Annotated in this window: 13 protein-coding genes, 2 tRNA genes and 3 rRNA genes; 15 read left to right on the top strand and 3 right to left on the bottom strand. The window is 61.8% G+C overall.

Translation table 11 applies throughout. The features are described 5' to 3' along the window. Window positions 1-122 precede the first annotated feature (122 nt). The 8 genes from ACIGJB_RS14645 to ACIGJB_RS14610 all read left to right on the top strand — a co-directional run bounded on the left by ACIGJB_RS14645 (window position 123) and on the right by ACIGJB_RS14610 (window position 8,984). Window positions 123-1,292 (top strand): glycosyltransferase family 9 protein, encoded by a 1,170-nt coding sequence (locus tag ACIGJB_RS14645; RefSeq protein WP_483730474.1) that lies wholly within the window; start codon window positions 123-125, stop codon window positions 1,290-1,292. Next, window positions 1,235-2,011, top strand: coding sequence for an enoyl-CoA hydratase (locus ACIGJB_RS14640; protein ID WP_483730473.1), 777 nt, complete (start codon window positions 1,235-1,237; stop codon window positions 2,009-2,011). The genes ACIGJB_RS14645 and ACIGJB_RS14640 overlap by 58 nt, the downstream gene beginning before the upstream one ends. A gap of 572 nt (window positions 2,012-2,583) precedes the next feature. After that, window positions 2,584-4,117 (top strand): 16S ribosomal RNA (locus tag ACIGJB_RS14635). Window positions 4,118-4,181: 64 nt separating this feature from the next. Then, window positions 4,182-4,258: transfer RNA gene (locus ACIGJB_RS14630), tRNA-Ile, on the top strand. A gap of 11 nt (window positions 4,259-4,269) precedes the next feature. Beyond that, window positions 4,270-4,345, top strand: a tRNA-Ala gene (locus ACIGJB_RS14625). 306 nt (window positions 4,346-4,651) lie between these two features. Further along, a 23S ribosomal RNA gene (locus ACIGJB_RS14620) occupies window positions 4,652-7,532 on the top strand. A 129-nt stretch (window positions 7,533-7,661) separates the two neighbouring features. After that, window positions 7,662-7,775, top strand: a 5S ribosomal RNA gene (rrf, locus tag ACIGJB_RS14615). The 16S, 23S and 5S rRNA genes sit together here with 2 tRNA genes alongside, the layout of an rRNA operon. Window positions 7,776-8,066: 291 nt before the next feature. Next, on the top strand, window positions 8,067-8,984 hold the full coding sequence (locus ACIGJB_RS14610) for a DUF3047 domain-containing protein (protein WP_483730472.1): 918 nt from the start codon (window positions 8,067-8,069) through the stop codon (window positions 8,982-8,984). A 4-nt stretch (window positions 8,985-8,988) separates the two neighbouring features. Here the strand turns inward: ACIGJB_RS14610 and ACIGJB_RS14605 are convergent, their stop codons facing one another. After that, window positions 8,989-10,017, bottom strand: coding sequence for a DUF2891 domain-containing protein (locus tag ACIGJB_RS14605; protein WP_483730471.1), 1,029 nt, complete (start codon window positions 10,015-10,017; stop codon window positions 8,989-8,991). Between the two features lie 15 nt (window positions 10,018-10,032). Continuing rightward, a complete protein-coding gene (locus ACIGJB_RS14600) occupies window positions 10,033-11,226 on the bottom strand; it encodes a M20 aminoacylase family protein (protein ID WP_483730470.1) in 1,194 nt (397 codons plus the stop codon). Here ACIGJB_RS14600 and ACIGJB_RS14595 point away from each other — a divergent pair. From ACIGJB_RS14595 to ACIGJB_RS14570, 6 genes are all read left to right on the top strand, one after another. Further along, complete coding sequence (locus ACIGJB_RS14595) at window positions 11,216-11,515, top strand: hypothetical protein (RefSeq protein WP_483730469.1); 300 nt, start codon at window positions 11,216-11,218, stop codon at window positions 11,513-11,515. The two genes, ACIGJB_RS14600 and ACIGJB_RS14595, sit on opposite strands and share 11 nt — an antisense overlap. Window positions 11,516-11,549: 34 nt before the next feature. After that, window positions 11,550-13,136 carry an ABC transporter substrate-binding protein gene (locus tag ACIGJB_RS14590; protein ID WP_483730468.1) on the top strand — a complete coding sequence of 529 codons (1,587 nt, stop codon included), beginning with the start codon at window positions 11,550-11,552 and terminating at the stop codon, window positions 13,134-13,136. A gap of 110 nt (window positions 13,137-13,246) precedes the next feature. Then, window positions 13,247-14,224 carry an ABC transporter permease gene (locus ACIGJB_RS14585; protein ID WP_483730467.1) on the top strand — a complete coding sequence of 326 codons (978 nt, stop codon included), beginning with the start codon at window positions 13,247-13,249 and terminating at the stop codon, window positions 14,222-14,224. A 3-nt stretch (window positions 14,225-14,227) separates the two neighbouring features. Then, entirely contained in the window at window positions 14,228-15,142 is a 915-nt protein-coding gene (locus ACIGJB_RS14580; protein WP_483730466.1) for an ABC transporter permease, read from the top strand. Between the two features lie 15 nt (window positions 15,143-15,157). After that, window positions 15,158-16,156: an ABC transporter ATP-binding protein gene (locus ACIGJB_RS14575; RefSeq protein WP_483730465.1), complete on the top strand. Its 999-nt coding sequence runs from the start codon at window positions 15,158-15,160 to the stop codon at window positions 16,154-16,156. After that, window positions 16,153-17,211, top strand: a complete 1,059-nt coding sequence (locus tag ACIGJB_RS14570; protein ID WP_483730464.1) for an ABC transporter ATP-binding protein — start codon at window positions 16,153-16,155, stop codon at window positions 17,209-17,211. The genes ACIGJB_RS14575 and ACIGJB_RS14570 overlap by 4 nt, the downstream gene beginning before the upstream one ends. Window positions 17,212-17,224: 13 nt before the next feature. Here ACIGJB_RS14570 and ACIGJB_RS14565 read toward each other — a convergent pair whose 3' ends face one another. Then, window positions 17,225-18,403 (bottom strand): ABC transporter substrate-binding protein, encoded by a 1,179-nt coding sequence (locus ACIGJB_RS14565; protein ID WP_483730463.1) that lies wholly within the window; start codon window positions 18,401-18,403, stop codon window positions 17,225-17,227. Between the two features lie 324 nt (window positions 18,404-18,727). Here ACIGJB_RS14565 and ACIGJB_RS14560 point away from each other — a divergent pair, with 324 nt between their 5' ends. Further along, window positions 18,728-20,839 (top strand): molybdopterin-containing oxidoreductase family protein, encoded by a 2,112-nt coding sequence (locus ACIGJB_RS14560; protein ID WP_483730462.1) that lies wholly within the window; start codon window positions 18,728-18,730, stop codon window positions 20,837-20,839. The last annotated feature ends 2 nt before the right edge of the window (window positions 20,840-20,841 follow it).

The following is a 20,841-nucleotide window of genomic DNA, read 5'->3' as shown; positions in this document are numbered from 1 at the left end:
GCAGGCAACCAAAGTATAGTTGGCTTGTCTTTATATCCGAACAAAACTCTGAAACACTCGCGCCACGACGTCTTGGGTCGGCGAGCTGCCGGATATATCGGCCAACAAGATTGCGGAGGTTAATGTTGCAAAAAACGAAATTGGCTAACGGGAAATCGCGGCCGCGGGCACTGGTTCTTTGCATTGGCGGCCTGGGCGATGTCGTTTGGGCGAGCGCATCCATCGATGCTTTGCGGGAAACCTATGGCGGCGATCTGGAGATCGACCTGCTGCTGAAGCACCGGTCTGCGGACTTGTTCGAGCATGACCCCCGCATTTCTCGAGTCCTCATCCTGCGCGGCGGTCCAAGGCTTCCGTTGCTGGTGAATCCGCACAAGTGGCTGATCCTTTCGCGGGCCATGCTTCGTTATCCGTATCACCTGATATTGGACCTGACCATCAACCGGACGGACTTTTTCCCCAGCCTGGGCTGGTGCTTCCCGGTTGCCCGCAAGGTCAAGGTCTATAAGGTGCGCCATGAAGTGGATCCGCCAGACACCCACAGGACCAAGGTGGTCCAGCGCCTGCTGGCCTATTGCACCCCGGACCATATCGCCCGTCGTGCTATGCCGTCGCTGCGAAGGCCGGACATTGATATCCGCGCACGCTTCGGGCTGGAAACGCCTTGTATCTGCCTGCATACCGGGAACAGTTCGTTCTATCACAAGCGGGCCAATACGCGCCTGTGGCCGGTGGAGCGATGGATCGGCTTGCTGGAGGGCTGGTCGCGATTCTTTCCCGACCATCGGCCCGTACTGATTGGAACGCCGGCGGAAGCGGGGCATGTCTCACAGATCGCGGCGAAATTTCCCGATGTCTTGAATCTCTGTGGGAAAACTTCGTTGCCCGAAATGATGGCGTTGATCGCTGACTCGGCTTTGTTGATCGGCACGGATACGGGGCCCACACACGTCGCGGCGGCATTCCGCACGCCGGTCATCGCGATCTTCGGGCCGACGCTGTCGCACGTGACGGGCCCGGCCGGGGACGACGATTGCATGCGTATCGTCAAGCCATTGACGGGCACACGGATCGAGGACGTGCAGGTGGACCAGGTCGTCAGCGCCGCGCACGAGCTGATTTCGAACCGGGAGGAGCTCAGCTCCGCGGTGCAATCCGCTGCAACACAATCGGGTAACGTGGCAGACTTGCTGCCGGATCAACATCTGGTTCTTTTGCAGACAAAGGAGAAGACATGTCGTACGAAAACATCCTGGTGGAAACGCGCGGCCGCGTCGGACTGGTCACGCTGAACCGCCCGAAAGCCCTGAATGCGCTCAATGACGCGCTGATGGACGAACTGGGCGCCGCGCTGACGGCTTTCGACAAGGATGAAGGCATCGGCGCCATCGTGATTACCGGCAGCGAGAAGGCTTTCGCCGCCGGCGCCGATATCGGCATGATGTCCAAGTATTCGTTCATGGACGTGTACAAGGGCGACTACATCACCCGTAACTGGGAAACCATCCGCACCATCCGCAAGCCGGTCATTGCTGCGGTCGCGGGTTATGCACTCGGTGGCGGCTCCGAACTCGCCATGATGTGCGACATCATCATCGCCGCCGAAAACGCGCGCTTTGGCCAGCCGGAAGTCAAGCTCGGCACCATGCCGGGTGCGGGCGGCACGCAGCGCATGCCGCGCGCGGTGTCCAAGGCCAAGGCCATGGACCTGTGCCTGACCGCCCGCATGATGGATGCGGCCGAGGCCGAACGCGCTGGCCTGGTGTCGCGCGTGGTGCCGGCCGACAAGCTCCTGGACGAAGCGCTGTCGGCAGCCGAAGCCATCGCCGGCTTCTCGTTGCCGGTGGTCATGATGATCAAGGAGTCAATCAACGCCGCCTACGAAACCACGCTGGCGGAAGGCGTGCGCTTCGAGCGCCGGCTGTTCCATTCGACATTTGCCAGCGAAGACCAGAAGGAAGGGATGGCGGCTTTCGTCGAGAAACGCACCCCGGATTTCAAGCATCGCTGATAACTTGATAGGGAAATACCCGAGGGTTTTTATTGGGTATTGAGTTTCTCGATTTCAGGGAAAACCCGATATTTCCTTATCGATCAATGGCTTGGGCCTGAAGGTGGGGGCGAGTTGCGGTGCGCTTGTGACAAAGGTGTTGCAAGCTTCGGAAATCCCCCCTAATATTCGCCCCCTCGCAACACAACGCGGCGCTGCAAAGCAGACGCAGCAAGGGTAGCGGGGTTGATCGGGTGGTTCGGCGGCGCGAAGTTGGCGCGACGAACCGGAGCAAAAAAGATTGCTGACCTGGTTGACGAAACGAAGAAAGTGCTACATAATCTCGTTTCTCTGCTGCAGACAACGCAGCGCGCTGAACGGCAAAGCCGGCAGCGAAGTTCTTTAACAACCAAACAACCGATAAGTGTGGGCGCTGGGTAGCGGACGCACGAGGTCTTCGGACTTCGGAGCTTCACAAGTTATACAGTGCTCGCACAGCAAAACGTGACTGGGTCTTCGGATCTGGTCAGTCAGTTTTCTGAGAGTGAGCGACCGCTCGAAAGAGCGAGGGTCTTCGGACCCACACAGAGATTGAACTGAAGAGTTTGATCCTGGCTCAGATTGAACGCTGGCGGCATGCCTTACACATGCAAGTCGAACGGCAGCGCGGGCTTCGGCCTGGCGGCGAGTGGCGAACGGGTGAGTAATACATCGGAACGTGCCCTGTCGTGGGGGATAACTAGTCGAAAGATTAGCTAATACCGCATACGACCTGAGGGTGAAAGCGGGGGACCGGTAACGGCCTCGCGCGACAGGAGCGGCCGATGTCTGATTAGCTAGTTGGTGGGGTAAAAGCCTACCAAGGCGACGATCAGTAGCTGGTCTGAGAGGACGATCAGCCACACTGGGACTGAGACACGGCCCAGACTCCTACGGGAGGCAGCAGTGGGGAATTTTGGACAATGGGGGCAACCCTGATCCAGCAATGCCGCGTGTGTGAAGAAGGCCTTCGGGTTGTAAAGCACTTTTGTCCGGAAAGAAAACGTCCTGGTTAATACCTGGGGCGGATGACGGTACCGGAAGAATAAGCACCGGCTAACTACGTGCCAGCAGCCGCGGTAATACGTAGGGTGCGAGCGTTAATCGGAATTACTGGGCGTAAAGCGTGCGCAGGCGGTTTGATAAGACAGGCGTGAAATCCCCGAGCTTAACTTGGGAATGGCGCTTGTGACTGTCAGGCTAGAGTATGTCAGAGGGGGGTAGAATTCCACGTGTAGCAGTGAAATGCGTAGAGATGTGGAGGAATACCGATGGCGAAGGCAGCCCCCTGGGACGTCACTGACGCTCATGCACGAAAGCGTGGGGAGCAAACAGGATTAGATACCCTGGTAGTCCACGCCCTAAACGATGTCAACTAGTTGTTGGGGATTCATTTCTTCAGTAACGTAGCTAACGCGTGAAGTTGACCGCCTGGGGAGTACGGTCGCAAGATTAAAACTCAAAGGAATTGACGGGGACCCGCACAAGCGGTGGATGATGTGGATTAATTCGATGCAACGCGAAAAACCTTACCTACCCTTGACATGCCACTAACGAAGCAGAGATGCATCAGGTGCCCGAAAGGGAAAGTGGACACAGGTGCTGCATGGCTGTCGTCAGCTCGTGTCGTGAGATGTTGGGTTAAGTCCCGCAACGAGCGCAACCCTTGTCTCTAGTTGCTACGAAAGGGCACTCTAGAGAGACTGCCGGTGACAAACCGGAGGAAGGTGGGGATGACGTCAAGTCCTCATGGCCCTTATGGGTAGGGCTTCACACGTCATACAATGGTGCGTACAGAGGGTTGCCAACCCGCGAGGGGGAGCTAATCCCAGAAAACGCATCGTAGTCCGGATCGTAGTCTGCAACTCGACTACGTGAAGCTGGAATCGCTAGTAATCGCGGATCAGCATGCCGCGGTGAATACGTTCCCGGGTCTTGTACACACCGCCCGTCACACCATGGGAGTGGGTTTTGCCAGAAGTAGTTAGCCTAACCGCAAGGAGGGCGATTACCACGGCAGGGTTCATGACTGGGGTGAAGTCGTAACAAGGTAGCCGTATCGGAAGGTGCGGCTGGATCACCTCCTTTCCAGAGGCGCGCGTTCTGCGTGTCCAGTGTCCACACTTATCGGTTTGTTTGCTGTTACAGCCAAGGGTCTGTAGCTCAGGTGGTTAGAGCACCGTCTTGATAAGGCGGGGGTCGTAGGTTCAAGTCCTACCAGACCCACCAAGTTATCCGAGGGGGGATTAGCTCAGCTGGGAGAGCACCTGCTTTGCAAGCAGGGGGTCGTCGGTTCGATCCCGTCATCCTCCACCATCGCTCTGACGAGTGAGTTGCGGAAACCTGGAATTGGTTGTCAAAGGAAAGCATTTGATTGAGTGCTTCCCTTTGGCATTGCCAAGCGAGCGCGGGTCTATCCTGCGCATCGGCTGTTCTTTAACAATATGGGATGTAGTAAAGGTGTCGCGCGAGCGTTGATGAGACGCTGCAGTACAAACGCGATACCGGGTTGTGATTGTATCAACCAAAATGTATTTAAGTGATCGAAAGATGACTTGGAATACGGCACAAATGCGAGAACTCACCTGTAGCGATAGTGTCGCTGAGACACACTCGTTATAGGGTCAAGCGAACAAGTGCATGTGGTGGATGCCTTGGCGATCACAGGCGATGAAGGACGCGGTAGCCTGCGAAAAGCTTCGGGGAGCTGGCAAACAAGCTTTGATCCGGAGATGTCCGAATGGGGAAACCCGGCCCGCATGGGTCATCCCTTGCTGAATACATAGGCAAGGGAAGCGAACGCGGCGAACTGAAACATCTAAGTAGCTGCAGGAACAGAAATCAACCGAGATTCCCAGAGTAGTGGCGAACGAAATGGGAAGAGCCTTGTACTCTTTAGCAGTGTTGTTAGCAGAACGGGATGGAAAGCCCGGCCATAGCAGGTGATAGCCCTGTATGCGAAAACAGCGTTGTGGAACTAGGTGTACGAGAAGTAGGGCGGGACACGTGAAATCCTGTCTGAAGATGGGGGGACCATCCTCCAAGGCTAAATACTCGTGATCGACCGATAGTGAACCAGTACCGTGAGGGAAAGGCGAAAAGAACCCCGGGAGGGGAGTGAAATAGATCCTGAAACCGCATGCATACAAACAGTCGGAGCCTGGAAACGGGTGACGGCGTACCTTTTGTATAATGGGTCAGCGACTTACATTCAGTGGCAAGCTTAACCGATTAGGGCAGGCGTAGCGAAAGCGAGTCCGAACAGGGCGTTCAGTCGCTGGGTGTAGACCCGAAACCAGATGATCTATCCATGGCCAGGTTGAAGGTGCGGTAACACGTACTGGAGGACCGAACCCACTAACGTTGAAAAGTTAGGGGATGAGCTGTGGATAGGGGTGAAAGGCTAAACAAATCTGGAAATAGCTGGTTCTCTCCGAAAACTATTTAGGTAGTGCCTCGTGTCTCACCTTCGGGGGTAGAGCACTGTCATGGTTGGGGGGTCTATTGCTGATTACCCCGCCATAGCAAACTCCGAATACCGAAGAGTGCAATCACGGGAGACAGACATCGGGTGCTAACGTCCGGTGTCAAGAGGGAAACAACCCAGACCGCCAGCTAAGGTCCCCAAATATAGCTAAGTGGGAAACGAAGTGGGAAGGCTAAAACAGTCAGGAGGTTGGCTTAGAAGCAGCCACCCTTTAAAGAAAGCGTAATAGCTCACTGATCGAGTCGTCCTGCGCGGAAGATGTAACGGGGCTAAGCTATATACCGAAGCTGCGGACGCACAGCAATGTGCGTGGTAGGAGAGCGTTCCGTAAGCCTGTGAAGGTGTCTTGTAAAGGATGCTGGAGGTATCGGAAGTGCGAATGCTGACATGAGTAGCGATAAAGGGGGTGAAAGGCCCCCTCGCCGTAAGCCCAAGGTTTCCTACGCAACGTTCATCGGCGTAGGGTGAGTCGGCCCCTAAGGCGAGGCAGAGATGCGTAGCTGATGGGAAGCAGGTTAATATTCCTGCACCGTCGTATGATGCGATGGGGGGACGGATCGCGGAAGGTTGTCCGGGTGTTGGAAGTCCCGGTCCCTGCATTGGAGAAGGCGCTTAGGCAAATCCGGGCGCGGGATTCAAGGATGTGGGGCGAGCGGCCTTGTGCTGCGAAGCAATTGGAAGTGGTTCCAAGAAAAGCCTCTAAGCTTCAGTCATACGAGACCGTACCGCAAACCGACACAGGTGGGCGAGATGAGTATTCTAAGGCGCTTGAGAGAACTCGGGAGAAGGAACTCGGCAAATTGGTACCGTAACTTCGGGATAAGGTACGCCCTGGTAGCTTGACTGGCCTGCGCCAGAAGGGTGAAGGGGTTGCAATAAAATGGTGGCTGCGACTGTTTAATAAAAACACAGCACTCTGCAAACACGAAAGTGGACGTATAGGGTGTGACGCCTGCCCGGTGCCGGAAGATTAAATGATGGGGTGCAAGCTCTTGATTGAAGTCCCGGTAAACGGCGGCCGTAACTATAACGGTCCTAAGGTAGCGAAATTCCTTGTCGGGTAAGTTCCGACCTGCACGAATGGCGTAACGATGGCCACACTGTCTCCTCCCGAGACTCAGCGAAGTTGAAGTGTTTGTGATGATGCAATCTCCCCGCGGCTAGACGGAAAGACCCCATGAACCTTTACTGTAGCTTTGCATTGGACTTTGAACCGATCTGTGTAGGATAGGTGGGAGGCTTTGAAGCGTGGACGCTAGTCTGCGTGGAGCCGTCCTTGAAATACCACCCTGGTTTGTTTGAGGTTCTAACCTTGGCCCGTGAATCCGGGTCGGGGACAGTGCATGGTAGGCAGTTTGACTGGGGCGGTCTCCTCCCAAAGTGTAACGGAGGAGTTCGAAGGTACGCTTGGTACGGTCGGACATCGTACCTAAAGTGCAATGGCAAAAGCGTGCTTAACTGCGAGACCGACAAGTCGAGCAGGTGCGAAAGCAGGACATAGTGATCCGGTGGTTCTGAATGGAAGGGCCATCGCTCAACGGATAAAAGGTACTCTGGGGATAACAGGCTGATACCGCCCAAGAGTTCATATCGACGGCGGTGTTTGGCACCTCGATGTCGGCTCATCTCATCCTGGGGCTGTAGCCGGTCCCAAGGGTATGGCTGTTCGCCATTTAAAGAGGTACGTGAGCTGGGTTTAAAACGTCGTGAGACAGTTTGGTCCCTATCTGCCGTGGGCGTTGGAATCTTGACGGGGGCTGCTCCTAGTACGAGAGGACCGGAGTGGACGTACCGCTGGTGTACCTGTTGTCTCGCCAGAGGCATCGCAGGGTAGCTATGTACGGAAGAGATAACCGCTGAAAGCATCTAAGCGGGAAACTCGCCTGAAGATGAGGATTCCCTGGCGGCTTGACCGCCTTGAAGGGTCGTTCGAGACCAGGACGTTGATAGGCTGGGTGTGGAAGCGCAGTAATGCGTTAAGCTAACCAGTACTAATTGCCCGTAAGGCTTGATCCTATAACCAGTGTGTTTTAGCCTGGTGAGTGAATCGCCTGTGCCGGCTGATACAGCACAACCCAAGACTACAAAGACTACATCCCGAATTGGTGGCGTTGGACGAACTGCCCAGCGCCACAACCCCTTATGCCTGGTGACCATAGCGAGTTGGAACCACCCCTTCCCATCCCGAACAGGTCCGTGAAACGACTCCGCGCCGATGATAGTGCGGATTACCCGTGTGAAAGTAGGTCATCGCCAGGCTCTTACAATGCAAAACCCCTCGACAGCATGTGCTGCGAGGGGTTTTTGCTTTGGTGGCCGGTGCAATAAGCACGATCCCGCCAACCTCTGAACCTTTCCGGCTGTTGTTTGCCTGCGATTGAGGGTACCGGAGTATTACGGGCGTGCACCGCTTCTGATAACGTCCATCCCAAGTCCCGGGCCAACCGGGATGAAGCAGTCTGCCGCGCGCAATGCGCGGCAAGCAGTACGTAATACCAACGCCCGCTGCGAAGCAGCACTGCGGGCGGATTTCCGGAAGCAGGGGGTCACATGGCGGCCAGGACGTATCGGCTTGTATTGACTGGCGTAGCGGTCGCGCTGACGTTGGCGGGATGCGCATCGACGCAGGTCAGTCCGCCTCCGGACCCCGCATCGGTGGCAGCTGCGTCGTCCATCGATTGCAAGGTTTTCGCGGCACGCGTCGCGACAACCGAGAACGGCACGGCCGATGCGCCCGCATCCGATGCAATGACCGCAGCCAGCGAGCAAGCCGTCGAGGCGGAAGCCGGCGAGGATGGCGATGCCGCGCCGCCGCCGCTCCTGGCTCGCCTCCCCCGTTTTTCCACCGCATCCCTGCAGAACCAGCTGCCAGTTGGCTGGCAACCCTGGACGATCAATCGCAACAAGACGCCGACTCGCTATACCCTCGCCGAAGTGGATCAGCGCGTCGTCGTGCACGCCCAGGCCGACAGTTCTGCCTCAGGCCTTTACGTGCCCTTGCGTGATCGTGATGCCGGCATGCTGCGCTGGACCTGGAAAACCCATGGCATTATCCGCAATGCGGACAACGGCCAGGGCCAGCGGGAAGATTCTCCGCTGCGGCTGTTTGTCGCGTTCGACGGCGACAAAGGCAGCCTGTCACTGAAGGATCAGCTCATGTACGAAATGGCGCGCCTGACGACGGGCCGCGAAATGCCGTACGCGACGTTGATGTACATCTGGGGGGGCAAGCGCCCGGAAGGCTCGGTCCTGTCCAATCCCCACACCGATCGTGTGCGCATGATCGTGGTGGATAGTGGCACGAAGCACGCCAATGAATGGCGTTGTCACGAGCGCGACCTGCGCGCCGACTATCGCAAGGCCTTTGGCACGGACCCCGGCCGGGTCATTGCCATCGGCATCATGACCGATACCGACAACACCCGCAGCAAGGCCGAGTCCTGGTACGGCGATATCGCATTGGACTAAGCGGTCATGCGCCGCCGACCGGCTCGCTGAGCGCCAGCACCGCGAACGACGCAAGCCAGTGCGTGGCGACATAGCCGCCACCCACGGCTTGCGGCAGCGAGGCTTCGATATGATCTGACCACGCGCGAATAGCCAGCGGCCGCAAGTCCTCAGGCAGGGCCGGCTCCAGCATGCGCCAGCACCACGCGCGTGACAGGTTGAGACCGTCGAGGTGCGTCATCTTCGGGTCGGTGCGATCGGTGACTGCTACAGGCGTCAGCCAGTTGGCCAGCTCCGTGCGCGGCGGGGCGAACAGCTCCCACCATTCCGCAAAGGCGCATCCGTCCATGACGGCGTGCATCAGTACGGCCTCCGTCAACCCACCGGACAGGAATTCATCGCCGCCAGGTTCGTAGCGTGCGGGATAGCGCTGGTCGTGTCCAAACCAGCGGTGCGCGCGGCGCACAATGGCCCGGCGCAGCGCGTGATGCTGGTCCGTGCGCGCGTAAAAGAGCGCCATGATCAGCGCGAAAGCACTGTTGAAGTGCGTGCCGGTACGGACGGGGAAATCCGCTACATCGAGATAGTCGACGAGTTGCTGCGCCAGATGCCGTGCCAGCGGCGCACAGCATTCGGCCCATCGGGCTGCCTGTGCATCGTGCGCTCCCGCCGACTGGAGTTCGGCCTGAAGCCGCAGCAGCCAGGCCCAGCCATATGGCCGCTCGAACGTCCGTGATGCCGGCCGCTGGAAGTAGGCCAGCTCTGCCTGGATCGCCTCGGGCCGAAATTGCCTTTCAAGCGTAGCCCTGATCCGCGATACCTCGCCAAGGTCGGGCCAGAGCGACAGCAGTCGGACCAGCATCCAGTGCATATGCACACTGGAGTGCCAATCATAGCTACCACAGAACACTGGATGCAGCACGCCAGGGTCGAGCGGCTCGCCCGGCCCCGTCATCATGTGCTCCAGCTTGTACGGATAGCGACGCCCGATATTCTCCAGCGCCACCCGGGCAAAACCCTCCGCCGTATTTCGATCGAGTGCGATGCGCGCCATGGCTGTCGTGCTCGCTCAGGCCGGTGCCAGCCATTTTTCCACCAGCCTGACAAAGAAGGTCGACCCCACGGGCAGCAACTCGTCGTTGAAGTCATAGCTCGGGTTGTGCAGCATGCAGGGCCCCATGCCGTGGCCCGATTCGCGGTGCGCGCCGTCGCCATTACCAATGAACAGATAGCAGCCCGGCTTCTCCTGCAGCATGAAGGAGAAATCCTCCGCGCCCATCGTCGGCTCGACGTCGGCATCCACGCTTTCGGGGCCAACCAGCGCGGCAGCCACGCCGGCTGCAAATTCGACTTCCGCCGCGCTGTTGATGGTCGGCGGATAGTTGCGGTGGAATTCGTATTCGACCGTGCAGTCGAAGGCCGCCGCCACTGCCCGCGAGACTTCCTCCATGCGCCGCTCGATCAGGTCGAGCACCGGCAACGTAAAGGTGCGTACGGTGCCCCCAATCCAGGACTGGTCCGGCACGATGTTGGTTGCATCGCCGGCATGGAATTGCGTGACGGAAATCACCGCCGTGTCGATCGGCCGCTTGTTGCGCGTGATGATGCCTTGCAGCGCCGAGACGATCTGCGCCGCGGTGAACACGGGATCATTGCCGTTGTTCGGCATGGCCGCATGCGCGCCCTTGCCGCGCACGACGATGCGGAATTCGTTGCTCGATGCCATCAGCGGACCCGCGCGGGTGCCGAAGGCGCCGACCGGCATGCCGGGCCAGTTGTGCATGCCGAAGACGGCATCGCACGGGAACCGCTCGAACAGGCCGTCCTTGATCATTTCGCGCGCGCCGCCGCCGCCTTCCTCGGCGGGCTGGAATATCAGGTTGACCGTGCCGTCGAAATTGCGGTGCTCGGCCAGATAGCGCGCCGCGCCGAGCAGCATGGCCGTATGGCCATCGTGGCCGCAGGCATGCATGCGGCCGTCATGCTGCGAGCGGTGGCCGAAGGTGTTGGCCTCCTGCAGCGGCAGCGCATCCATGTCGGCGCGCAGGCCGATGCTGCGCGGGCCGTTGCCCTGGCGGATCACGCCGACGAGGCCGGTCTTTCCCAATCCACGGTGGACTTCGATGCCCCAGGATTCCAGCGTGCGCGCGACCACGTCGGCGGTGCGCTGCTCCTGGAAGCACAGCTCGGGATGCGCATGGATGTCACGTCGGATCGTGCGGATTTCGGCTTGCGCCTGCAGGATTTCAGGGATGAGCTTCATGGTGCAGGAGCCGGTGCGGCTGGCGGTTGGATACCCCCGATCATACGATGCCCGCACCGAAAGCGCCAAAGCGCGCCGGTTCGCGGCCCGCACGACGGGCAAGGACGGCATTGCGATGGCGCAGTGCAATACAGGTGGGTGGGTTTCCCCCAATGCCCCGTTTCGTTGGCTGCTGGAACAGTTCATGCTTGAAGTGCCCGGCCGGCAATACCGTCGTCACCTGATGCCCGACCGCACCAGAATGCAGCGCCCGTGGAGGATCGCTGCGCGCGCGCATTGCCGATCCTAACGTCTGCTTCACTTGTCCCAGGGAGAATTGCGCGATGTCCCTTCGCACATTCAAGAAGGCATTTTGTGCTGTCGCGGTAGCCGGGGCCATGAGCCTTGCGCTGGCCGGCGCAGCGCAGGCCGCCGATCTCAAGCTTGCCATGAGTTCGCCGCCAACCTCGATGGATCCGCACTTCTACAACCTGTTCTCGAACATCAACGTGTCGGAGCACGTCTTCGACTCGATGATCAAGATGGATCCTGACAGCCGCATCATTCCCGGCCTGGCGGAGTCCTGGAAGATGATCAACAACCTGACGTGGGAGTTCAAGATCCGCCAGGGTGTGAAGTTCCACGACGGCTCAGAACTGACCACCGAGGATATTGCCTGGTCGCTCGACCGCCCGGCCACGATCCAGAACAGCCCGGGCAAATTCGACGTCTACACCAAGGCGATCGTCAACAAGAAGATCATCGACAAGTACACCATCCAGCTGATCACCAGCCAGCCGTATCCGCTGATGCTGAACGACCTGACGTCGATCTTCATCGTGCAGAAGAAGGCGACCCAGGGGCTCAGCTCGGATGACTTTGCACAAGGCAAGGGCATGGTCGGCACCGGCCCGTTCAAGTTCGTCAGCTACGCGCGCGACGATCGGGTCGAACTGGTGCGCAACAACGATTACTGGGGACCGAAGCCCGCCTGGGACAAGGTGACCCTGCGCTTCATTCCCAACCCCGCCACGCGCCTGGCCGCACTGCTCTCCGGCGATGTGCAGGCGATCGAGAACGTGCCGACGCCGGACCTGCCGAAGGTGCGCAGCGATCCCAAGCTGTCGTTCTTCTCGAAGATCTCGCACCGCGTGATCTACCTGTACTTCGATGCCAAGCGCGACAAGTCGCCTTACGTCACGACGAAAGACGGCCAGCCGATGGACAAGAACCCGCTGAAGGATGCGCGCGTGCGCAATGCCATCAGCATGGCCATCAACCGGCAGGGCATCAAGGACCGGCTGATGGAGGGCCTGTCCGAGCCGACCGACAACCTCGTGCCGCCCACGCTGTTCGGCTACAACCCGAACCTCAAGACCGTCAAGTACGACCCGGAGGGCGCGAAGAAACTGCTCGCCGAAGCCGGCTACGCGAATGGCTTCGGCGTGACGCTGCACACGCCCAACAATCGCTACGTCAACGACGAGAAAATCGCCCAGACCATCGCGCAGAACCTCACGCGCATCGGTATCGTGACGAAGGTGGAAGGCATGCCGATGGCCACGTATTCGTCCAAGGGCATCAAGCACGAATGGTCGTTCGGTCTGCTTGGCTGGGGCGCCCAGACCGGCGAAGTCAGTTCGCCGTTGCGCGCGCTGCTGGCGTGCGAGGACAGCAAGAAGGGCTTCGGCACGACCAACTGGGGCCAGTACTGCAACCCGAAGATGGACGTCGTGCTCGAGAAGGCGCTGTCCACCGTCGATGACGGCGAGCGTTCCAAGCTTCTGCAGGAGGCCACCGCCATCGCCATCCACGACGGCGGTATCATCCCGATCCACCAGCAGGTGACCACCTGGGCCACGCAGAAGGGTATCGTCTATGTACCGCGTACCGACGAACGTACCTATGCGCACAACTTCAAGCCGCAGTAAGCGGCGCCGTCCGGTCGCCTGCGGATAGTCATCGCGGCAACGCACATCATTCAGGCTGCGCCAGGCACGGGCGCGGCCTGCAACGGTGTGCGAAAGGATAGTGGTCTGACATGCTGGTCTTTATCATCCGGCGACTGATGCAGAGCGTGGTCGTGCTCTTCATCATGTCGCTGCTCGTTTTTCTCGGCGTCTTTGCCATCGGCAATCCCGTCGACATCCTGATCAATCCGCAGGCGGACCAGGAAGATATCCGGCGCACCATCGCCGCGCTCGGGCTCGACAAGCCGCTCTGGGAGCAGTATCTCGTCTTCCTGCAGAATGCGTTGCACGGCAACCTGGGCACTTCGTTCGCGCACGGCACGCCCGCGCTCAAGCTGATCTTCGAGCGCATGCCCGCAACGATGGAGCTTGCCGTGTTCGCGATCCTGCTAGCCATCGTGCTCGGTATTCCGCTGGGCCTTTGGGCCGGGCTGCGCCCCAACGGCATCGCGGGCAAGTCGATCATGACCGTGTCGATCCTGGGCTTTTCGCTGCCCACCTTCTGGGTCGGGCTGATGCTGATCATGGTCTTTGCCGTGCAGCTCGGCTGGCTGCCCTCGAATGGCCGCGGCGAGACTGTGCGCGTGCTTGGCATCCCATTGAGCTTCCTGACCGTCGATGGCATACGCCACCTGATCCTGCCGGCAGTGACGCTGTCGCTGCTCAATATCGCGATGGTGATCCGCCTGACGCGCGCGGGCACGCAGGAGGCCATGCTGCAGGACTATGTGAAGTTCGCGCGCGCCAAAGGCCTGACCAACGCCCGCATCGTCGGCGTGCACGTGCTCAAGAACATCCTGATCCCGATCGTGACCGTGATTGCGCTGCAGTTCGGCTCGATCATCGCGTTCGCGATCGTGACCGAATCGATCTTTGCCTGGCCCGGCATGGGCAAGCTGATCATCGATTCGATCCAGCTGCTCGACCGGCCTGTGATCGTCGCGTACCTGATGGTGATCGTGACGCTGTTCATCCTGATCAACCTGGCGGTGGACATTGTCTACAGCATGCTCGATCCGCGCGTGCGCATTGCCGACAACAAGGGCTGAGCCATGACTGCCGCTACCGCAGACCAACCGAAGGCCGCGCGCGAGCAGACGCCGCTGCGCCGCTTCGCCGCCGAATTCCTGTCCAGCAAGATCGCCGTCGCGGGGCTGATCACGCTGATCGTCATCGTCCTGATTGCAATCTTCGCGCCGTGGCTCGCGCCGCAGAACCCGTATGACCTGGCCACGCTGGACGTGCTCGATGCGCGCCTCGCGCCCGGCGAGCAAGCCGGCAATGGCATGACCTTCCTGCTCGGCTCCGACGAGCAGGGCCGCGACATCCTGTCCGCCGTGATGTACGGGCTGCGCATCAGCATCGGCGTGGGCGTGGTCAGCACGATCATCGCGCTATTGCTCGGCGCGACGCTGGGCCTGCTCGCGGGCTTCCTTGGCGGACGCACCGAGGCCTTCATCATGCGCGTGGCCGACCTGCAGCTGTCGTTTCCGCCGATCCTGCTGGCGCTGATCCTGCTGGCGTTCCTGCGCCCTGGCATCGGCAATATCGTGATCGCGCTGGTCGCCGTCCAGTGGGCCTACTACGCGCGCACCACGCGCAGCGCGGCACTGGTGGAGCGCCGCAAGGAATATATCGAGGCCGCCACGTGCCTGGGCCTGCCACCGGGGCGCATCATGTTCCGCCATCTGCTGCCCAACTGCCTGCCGCCGCTGATCGTGATCGCGGCGTTGCAGGTGGCATCGGCCATCACGCTCGAGGCGACGCTGTCGTTCCTCGGGCTTGGCGTGCCGATCACCGAGCCGTCGCTGGGCTCGCTAATCGCCAATGGTCAGCAGTACATGCTGTCGGGCAAGTACTGGATCAGCTTTTTTCCGGGTATCGCGCTCGTCGTGACCATCGTGGCCATGAACCTGGTGGCCGACCAGTTGCGCGACGTGCTGAACCCGCGCCTGCAGACGCAATAGGGGAGGGAGCGCAACATGGCACAACCAACCCTGGTGGTGGAACACCTCAAGACGCAGTTCTTCACGCGCGGCGGCATTGCCAAGGCGGTGGACGACGTGTCGTTCACCGTCGGCCGTGGCGAGATCATGGGCCTGGTCGGGGAATCCGGCTCGGGCAAGTCGATGACGGGCTATTCGATCATGGGCCTGATCGACCCGCCGGGCAAAGTGGTCGACGGCCGCATCGCGCTGACCAGCCGCGATGGCGTCACGCGCGACCTGCGCGCGCTCACGCCGGCCCAGCAGCGCGACGTGCGCGGCAACCGCATCGCCATGATCTTCCAGGATCCGATGATGACGCTGAACCCGGTGCTGCGCATTGATACGCAGATGATCGAGGCGGTGATGGCGCATGACAGGATCAGCAAGGCCGCCGCGCGCGAGCGTGCGCGCAATGCGCTCGCGCGCGTGGGCATCCCTTCTCCGGACGAGCGGCTGCTGGCGTACCCGCACCAGTTCTCGGGCGGCATGCGCCAGCGCGTGGCGATTGCCATCGCGCTGCTGAACAAGCCCGACCTGATCATCGCCGACGAGCCGACCACGGCGCTCGACGTGACCATCCAGGGCCAGATCCTCTACGAGATGCAGACGCTCTGCCGCGAATCGGGCACGGCGCTGATCTGGATCACGCACGACCTGTCCGTGGTCGCGGGCCTGGCCGATTCGGTCTGCGTGATGTATGCCGGCAGGATCGTCGAATCCGGAGATGTTCGCCAGGTGCTGGAACATCCGGAGCATCCCTATACGCACGGGCTGATCGGCTCGGCACCTTCGCGCAACCCGCGCGGCGCGCCGCTGAAGCAGATCCCCGGCATGACACCGTCGCTGCTGAACCTGCCCGGCGGCTGCTCGTTCCGCGAGCGCTGCCCCTATGCCACCGAGATCTGCAAGACCGAGCCACTGCTGGAGACCGCGGCCGACGGCCGGCGGCTGCGATGCTTCCATCCGGTGATGTCCCGGCAGGAGGCCGCATGAGCGAAACGGACCTGGATACCCCTGCCATGACCGACAGACCATCGCAGCCCGCTACGCCGCAGGCACCGCTGCTGGAGCTGCGCGGCGTTTCCAAGCGCTTCGTCAAATCGCTGGATACCGCGGCGCGTATCGCCAACCTGTTCGGCGCCCATGCGCGCGAAGAGGTCGTGCACGCGGTCGATCGGGTTGATCTGAGCATCGGGGAGGGCGAGGTGGTCGGCCTCGTGGGCGAGTCTGGTTGCGGCAAGTCGACGCTAGGCCGCATGGCGGTGGGCCTGCATACACTGACCGAAGGCGAGCGTCTGTGGCGTGGCACCAACCTTGACCACTTGCCGCCGGAGAAGCGCCGCGAGAAACAACTCGCGATCCAGATGATCTTCCAGGACCCGTATGCGTCGCTCAATCCGCGCTTGCGCGTGATTGATATCGTCGGCGAGGCGCCGGTCGTACATGGCATGGTTGCGCGCGGCGAGCAGAAGGCCTACGTGGAAGACATGCTGGTGCGCGTGGGGATGGACCCGACCGTGCTGCGCCGCTTCCCGCACCAGTTCTCGGGCGGGCAGCGCGCGCGCATCGGCATTGCCCGCGCGCTGGCGGTGAAGCCGGAATTCCTGGTGTGCGATGAATCGGTGGCGGCGCTCGATGTATCGATCCAGGCCCAGGTGCTGAACCTGTTCATGCGCCTGCGCCAGGACCTGAACCTGACCTATCTCTTCATCAGCCACGATCTCGGCGTGGTCAAGCACATCAGCGATCGCGTGGTGATCATGTACCTGGGCCGCGTGGTGGAATCGGCGCCGACCGAGCAAGTCTTCGCCGCCCCCAATCATCCGTACACGCAGGCATTGCTGGCGGAAGCGCCGAAGCTCGAAGTCGGCAAGAAGACCTACGTGGCGATCCGCGGCGAGATTCCGTCGCCGCTGCATCCGCCCACGGGTTGCCATTTCCATCCGCGCTGTCCCCATGCGATGCCACGTTGCACGGCGGAGCAGCCGTTGCTGAAGGAGATTGCTCCGGGGCGCCTCTCGGCGTGCCACCTTAACGACATGGCGTAGGGCCCCGCAACCCTCAGCGAATCACCTGCCCCTTCGAGTTGATGATCGTCATCTCCACGAACTTCGACCCCACGTGGTTCTCGGGCGTGAAGTTGACGATGAAGCCGCCCAGGTCGACATTGCGCATGCCTTCCAGCGATGCCATCAGCCGTTCGCGCGTCAGGTCCTTGCCCGCGCGGCGCAGGCCTTCCGTGAACGCCTTGGCGGCGATGAAGCCCTCGATGCCGACATAGTCGAATTCATCGGGCTTGCCGGTCGCCTGCAGCAGGCGCAGGTATTCACGCACCACCGGCAGCGTGGCGTTGCCCGGGTGCGGCATGACCTGCGAGATGATCACGCCGCTGCCCTGCGGGCCCAGTTCGCGCGCCAGCGCCTGCGTGCCGACATAGGACACGTTGTAGAACTGGCCGGTGTAGCCGCGGCGCAGTGCTTCCTTCACGAAGGCCCCGGCGGTGCGATAGGCACTGATCAGCACCACCGCGTCGGGCCGGGCCTTCATCGTGCCCTGCATGGCATCGCCGATCTCGACGGTGTTGCGCACCACGTTTTCACGCGCCACGATCTGCACGCTGCTGTCGGGCGATGCCTGCAGCGCACGTGCCAGCCCTTCCAGGCCGGCCTTGCCGTAGGCGTCGTCGTTGTAGACCACAGCCACGCGCTTGAGCCCGGTGGTGCGGATCTGGCGGACGATGGCGGCGGTTTCCTCGTTGAAGCCGGCACGGACATGGAAGATGTTGCGCGCGCGCGGATCACGCAGCGACTGTGCGCCGCTGTAGGGCGCGAAGAACGGCACGCCGGCCTGGGCCGCGACCGGCAGCGATGCCTCGGCATTGTCGGTGCCGACATAGCCGAACAGGGCAAAGACGTGGCTTTCGCCGATCAGCTTGCGCGTGTTGGCCGCCGCTGTTTCGGGCTCGTTGTAGTCCTCCAGCGTCTGCAGTTCGATGCGGCGGCCGTAGATGCCGCCCTGGCGGTTGACGGACTCGAAGTACAGGCGCGCGCCGGCGCCCATCTGCTTGCCCAGCGCCGCGGTCTGCCCGCTCAGCGCCGCCGACTGGCCCAGCACGATAGTGTCGGCCGTCACGCCGGCTTCCGCTGCGATGGCGGCGCCCGATGCGCCGCAAAAGCCAATGGCGCATGCCATCAGCAGGCCGGCGAAACGCCAGGCCTTGACCCCGTTCAGATCGGACATGGAACCCCGTTAAAAAGTCAGGTTGGATACCTATGCGCCACCCGGGCCGGTCTGCGCCGGCGTCGGGCTCCCCGGGGCTCTCCACATGCCTGCGCAAGCCATTTCCGGCTGCGTGGCAAAGGGTCGCCTTCGGGACATTTCCGGCCAGGACCGGAACACGCCGCTGCATCATAATCGAATACAATCCGATCCAGAAACTGCCTCGTCCGCCGCAGGTCTTCCGGCGCTGACAGGCATCGGGCCAACCCCCTCAAGGCCATCGCCCCCGACCCACATTCCAGTGCCAGTCTGGCTTTCACCTTCTCGCCCCGCCCCGGAGATTCCATGGCTTCCCGCATCGTCCGCGCCGCCTGTCCGCATGACTGCCCCGACACCTGTGCCTTGCTCGTAACGGTCGAGGACGGCCGCGCCACCAAGGTCGGCGGCGATCCGGACCACCCCGGCACGCAGGGCGTGCTGTGCACGAAGGTGTCGCGCTACACCGAGCGCACTTACCACCCGGACCGGCTGCTGACGCCGATGCGCCGCGTCGGGCGCAAGGGCGAAGGCAAGTTCGAGCCGATTTCCTGGGACGAGGCGCTGGACGAGGTGGCCACGCGGCTCAAGGCCATTGCCGCACGCGACCCGCAGGCGATCGTGCCGTACAGCTACGCCGGCACCATGGGACTGGTGCAGGGCGAGAGCATGGCCGCGCGCTTCTTCCACAAGCTCGGCGCCTCGCTGCTGGATCGCACCATCTGCGCGAGCGCCGGCGCCACGGCGCTGCGCTATACCTATGGCGCGAGCGTCGGCATGGACATGGAAAACGTCGTCGACGCGAAGCTCGTGATCATCTGGGGCGGCAACCCGATCGCCTCGAACCTGCATTTCTGGACGCGCGCGCAGGAAGCCAAGCGCCGCGGCGCGACGCTGGTCGCGATCGACCCGTACCGCTCGCTGACCGCCGAGAAGTGCCACCGCCACATCGCGCCGATGCCGGGCACCGATGGCGCGCTGGCACTGGCCATCATGCACGTGCTGATCCGCGATGACTTGCTCGACCACGACTACATCGCGCAGCACACGCTGGGCTTCGACGCGCTGCGCGAGCGCGCGCAGGCCTATTCGCCGGCCCGTGCCGCGCAGATCTGCGGCATTGCCGTGGAAGAGATCGAATGGCTGGCCGGCCTCTACGGCACGCTGGCCGTGCGCGAGCGCCAACCGGTGGCCATCCGCCTGAACTACGGCATGCAGCGTGTGCACGGCGGCGGGCAAGCGGTGCGCGCGGTGGCGTGCCTGCCGTCGCTGGTGGGCGCGTGGCGTCATCCGGCGGGTGGGCTGCAGCTGTCGACCTCGGGATTCTTCCCGATCAACGACAGGGTCTTGCAGCGGCCCGACCTGCTGCCCCGCGGCAAGTTGCCGCGCACCGTCAACATGAGCACGATCGGCGATGCGCTGCTCGATGCGGGTAGCCCGGGCCATCCGCGCCTCGAGGCGCTGGTGGTCTACAACAGCAACCCAGTGGCGGTGGCGCCGCAATCGAGCAAGGTGGCCGAAGGCTTCGCGCGCGAAGACCTGTTCACGGTGGTGCTCGAGCAGTTCCGCACCGATACGGCCGACTACGCCGACATCCTGCTGCCCGCGACCACGCAGCTCGAGCACGTGGACGTGCACAAGGCCTACGGGCATACCTACTTTCTCGCGAACAACGCCGCCATCGAGCCGATGGGGCAGGCGCTGCCGAACACCGAGATCTTCCGCCGGCTGGCGCAGCGCATGGGCTTCGACGATCCATGCTTCGCTGACAGCGATGAACAGATCGCGGCGCAGGCCATCGTCCCCGGCGACGCGCGGGCGCAGGGCATTACGTGGGAATCGCTGAAGGCGCAAGGCTGGCAGAAACTGTCGCTGCCTGCGGCGCCGTTCGCGCATGGCGGGTTCCCCACCGGCTCGGGCAAGTGCGAGTTCTATTCCGAGGCCATGCGCAGCGCGGGGCTCGACCCGCTGCCCGACTACGTGGCGCCGTACGAGGCACCGTCTTCGGCGCCCGAACTGGCCGGCAGGTATCCGCTGGCGATGATTTCGCCGCCCGCGCGCAATTTCCTCAACAGCACCTTCGTCAATATCGACAGCCTGCGCGCGACCGAGGGCGAGCCGCACCTGGACATCCATCCCGACGATGCCGCCGCGCGCGGCATCGTCAACGGGGCCCGCGTGCGCGCCTTCAATGACCGCGGCAGCATGCTGGCGCGGGCGCGCGTGACCGACCGCGCACGGCGCGGACTGGTGGTGGGGTTGTCGATCTGGTGGAAGAAGCTGGCGCCCGACGGCAAGAACGCCAACGAGCTGACCAGCCAGCGGCTGACCGACCTGGGCCGCGCGCCGGTGTTCTATGACTGCCTGGTCGAGGTCGAAGCGTGCCACGAAGCCAGCCAGGCGGTGGCCGCGGTCTCCTGATC

Source organism: Cupriavidus sp. C2SS-8b (assembly GCF_057073745.1).
This window is presented reverse-complemented; position numbering and strand designations above follow the sequence as displayed.

What these genes read in the sequence shown, in the direction of transcription:
- ACIGJB_RS14645 (WP_483730474.1), top strand. Translation starts at nt 123, where the DNA reads ATGTTGCAAAAAACGAAATTGGCTAACGGGAAATCGCGGCCGCGGGCA.
- ACIGJB_RS14640 (WP_483730473.1), top strand. Translation starts at nt 1,235, where the DNA reads ATGTCGTACGAAAACATCCTGGTGGAAACGCGCGGCCGCGTCGGACTG.
- ACIGJB_RS14610 (WP_483730472.1), top strand. Translation starts at nt 8,067, where the DNA reads ATGGCGGCCAGGACGTATCGGCTTGTATTGACTGGCGTAGCGGTCGCG.
- ACIGJB_RS14605 (WP_483730471.1), bottom strand. Translation starts at nt 10,017, where the DNA reads ATGGCGCGCATCGCACTCGATCGAAATACGGCGGAGGGTTTTGCCCGG.
- ACIGJB_RS14595 (WP_483730469.1), top strand. Translation starts at nt 11,216, where the DNA reads ATGAGCTTCATGGTGCAGGAGCCGGTGCGGCTGGCGGTTGGATACCCC.
- ACIGJB_RS14600 (WP_483730470.1), bottom strand. Translation starts at nt 11,226, where the DNA reads ATGAAGCTCATCCCTGAAATCCTGCAGGCGCAAGCCGAAATCCGCACG.
- ACIGJB_RS14590 (WP_483730468.1), top strand. Translation starts at nt 11,550, where the DNA reads ATGTCCCTTCGCACATTCAAGAAGGCATTTTGTGCTGTCGCGGTAGCC.
- ACIGJB_RS14585 (WP_483730467.1), top strand. Translation starts at nt 13,247, where the DNA reads ATGCTGGTCTTTATCATCCGGCGACTGATGCAGAGCGTGGTCGTGCTC.
- ACIGJB_RS14580 (WP_483730466.1), top strand. Translation starts at nt 14,228, where the DNA reads ATGACTGCCGCTACCGCAGACCAACCGAAGGCCGCGCGCGAGCAGACG.
- ACIGJB_RS14575 (WP_483730465.1), top strand. Translation starts at nt 15,158, where the DNA reads ATGGCACAACCAACCCTGGTGGTGGAACACCTCAAGACGCAGTTCTTC.
- ACIGJB_RS14570 (WP_483730464.1), top strand. Translation starts at nt 16,153, where the DNA reads ATGAGCGAAACGGACCTGGATACCCCTGCCATGACCGACAGACCATCG.
- ACIGJB_RS14565 (WP_483730463.1), bottom strand. Translation starts at nt 18,403, where the DNA reads ATGTCCGATCTGAACGGGGTCAAGGCCTGGCGTTTCGCCGGCCTGCTG.
- ACIGJB_RS14560 (WP_483730462.1), top strand. Translation starts at nt 18,728, where the DNA reads ATGGCTTCCCGCATCGTCCGCGCCGCCTGTCCGCATGACTGCCCCGAC.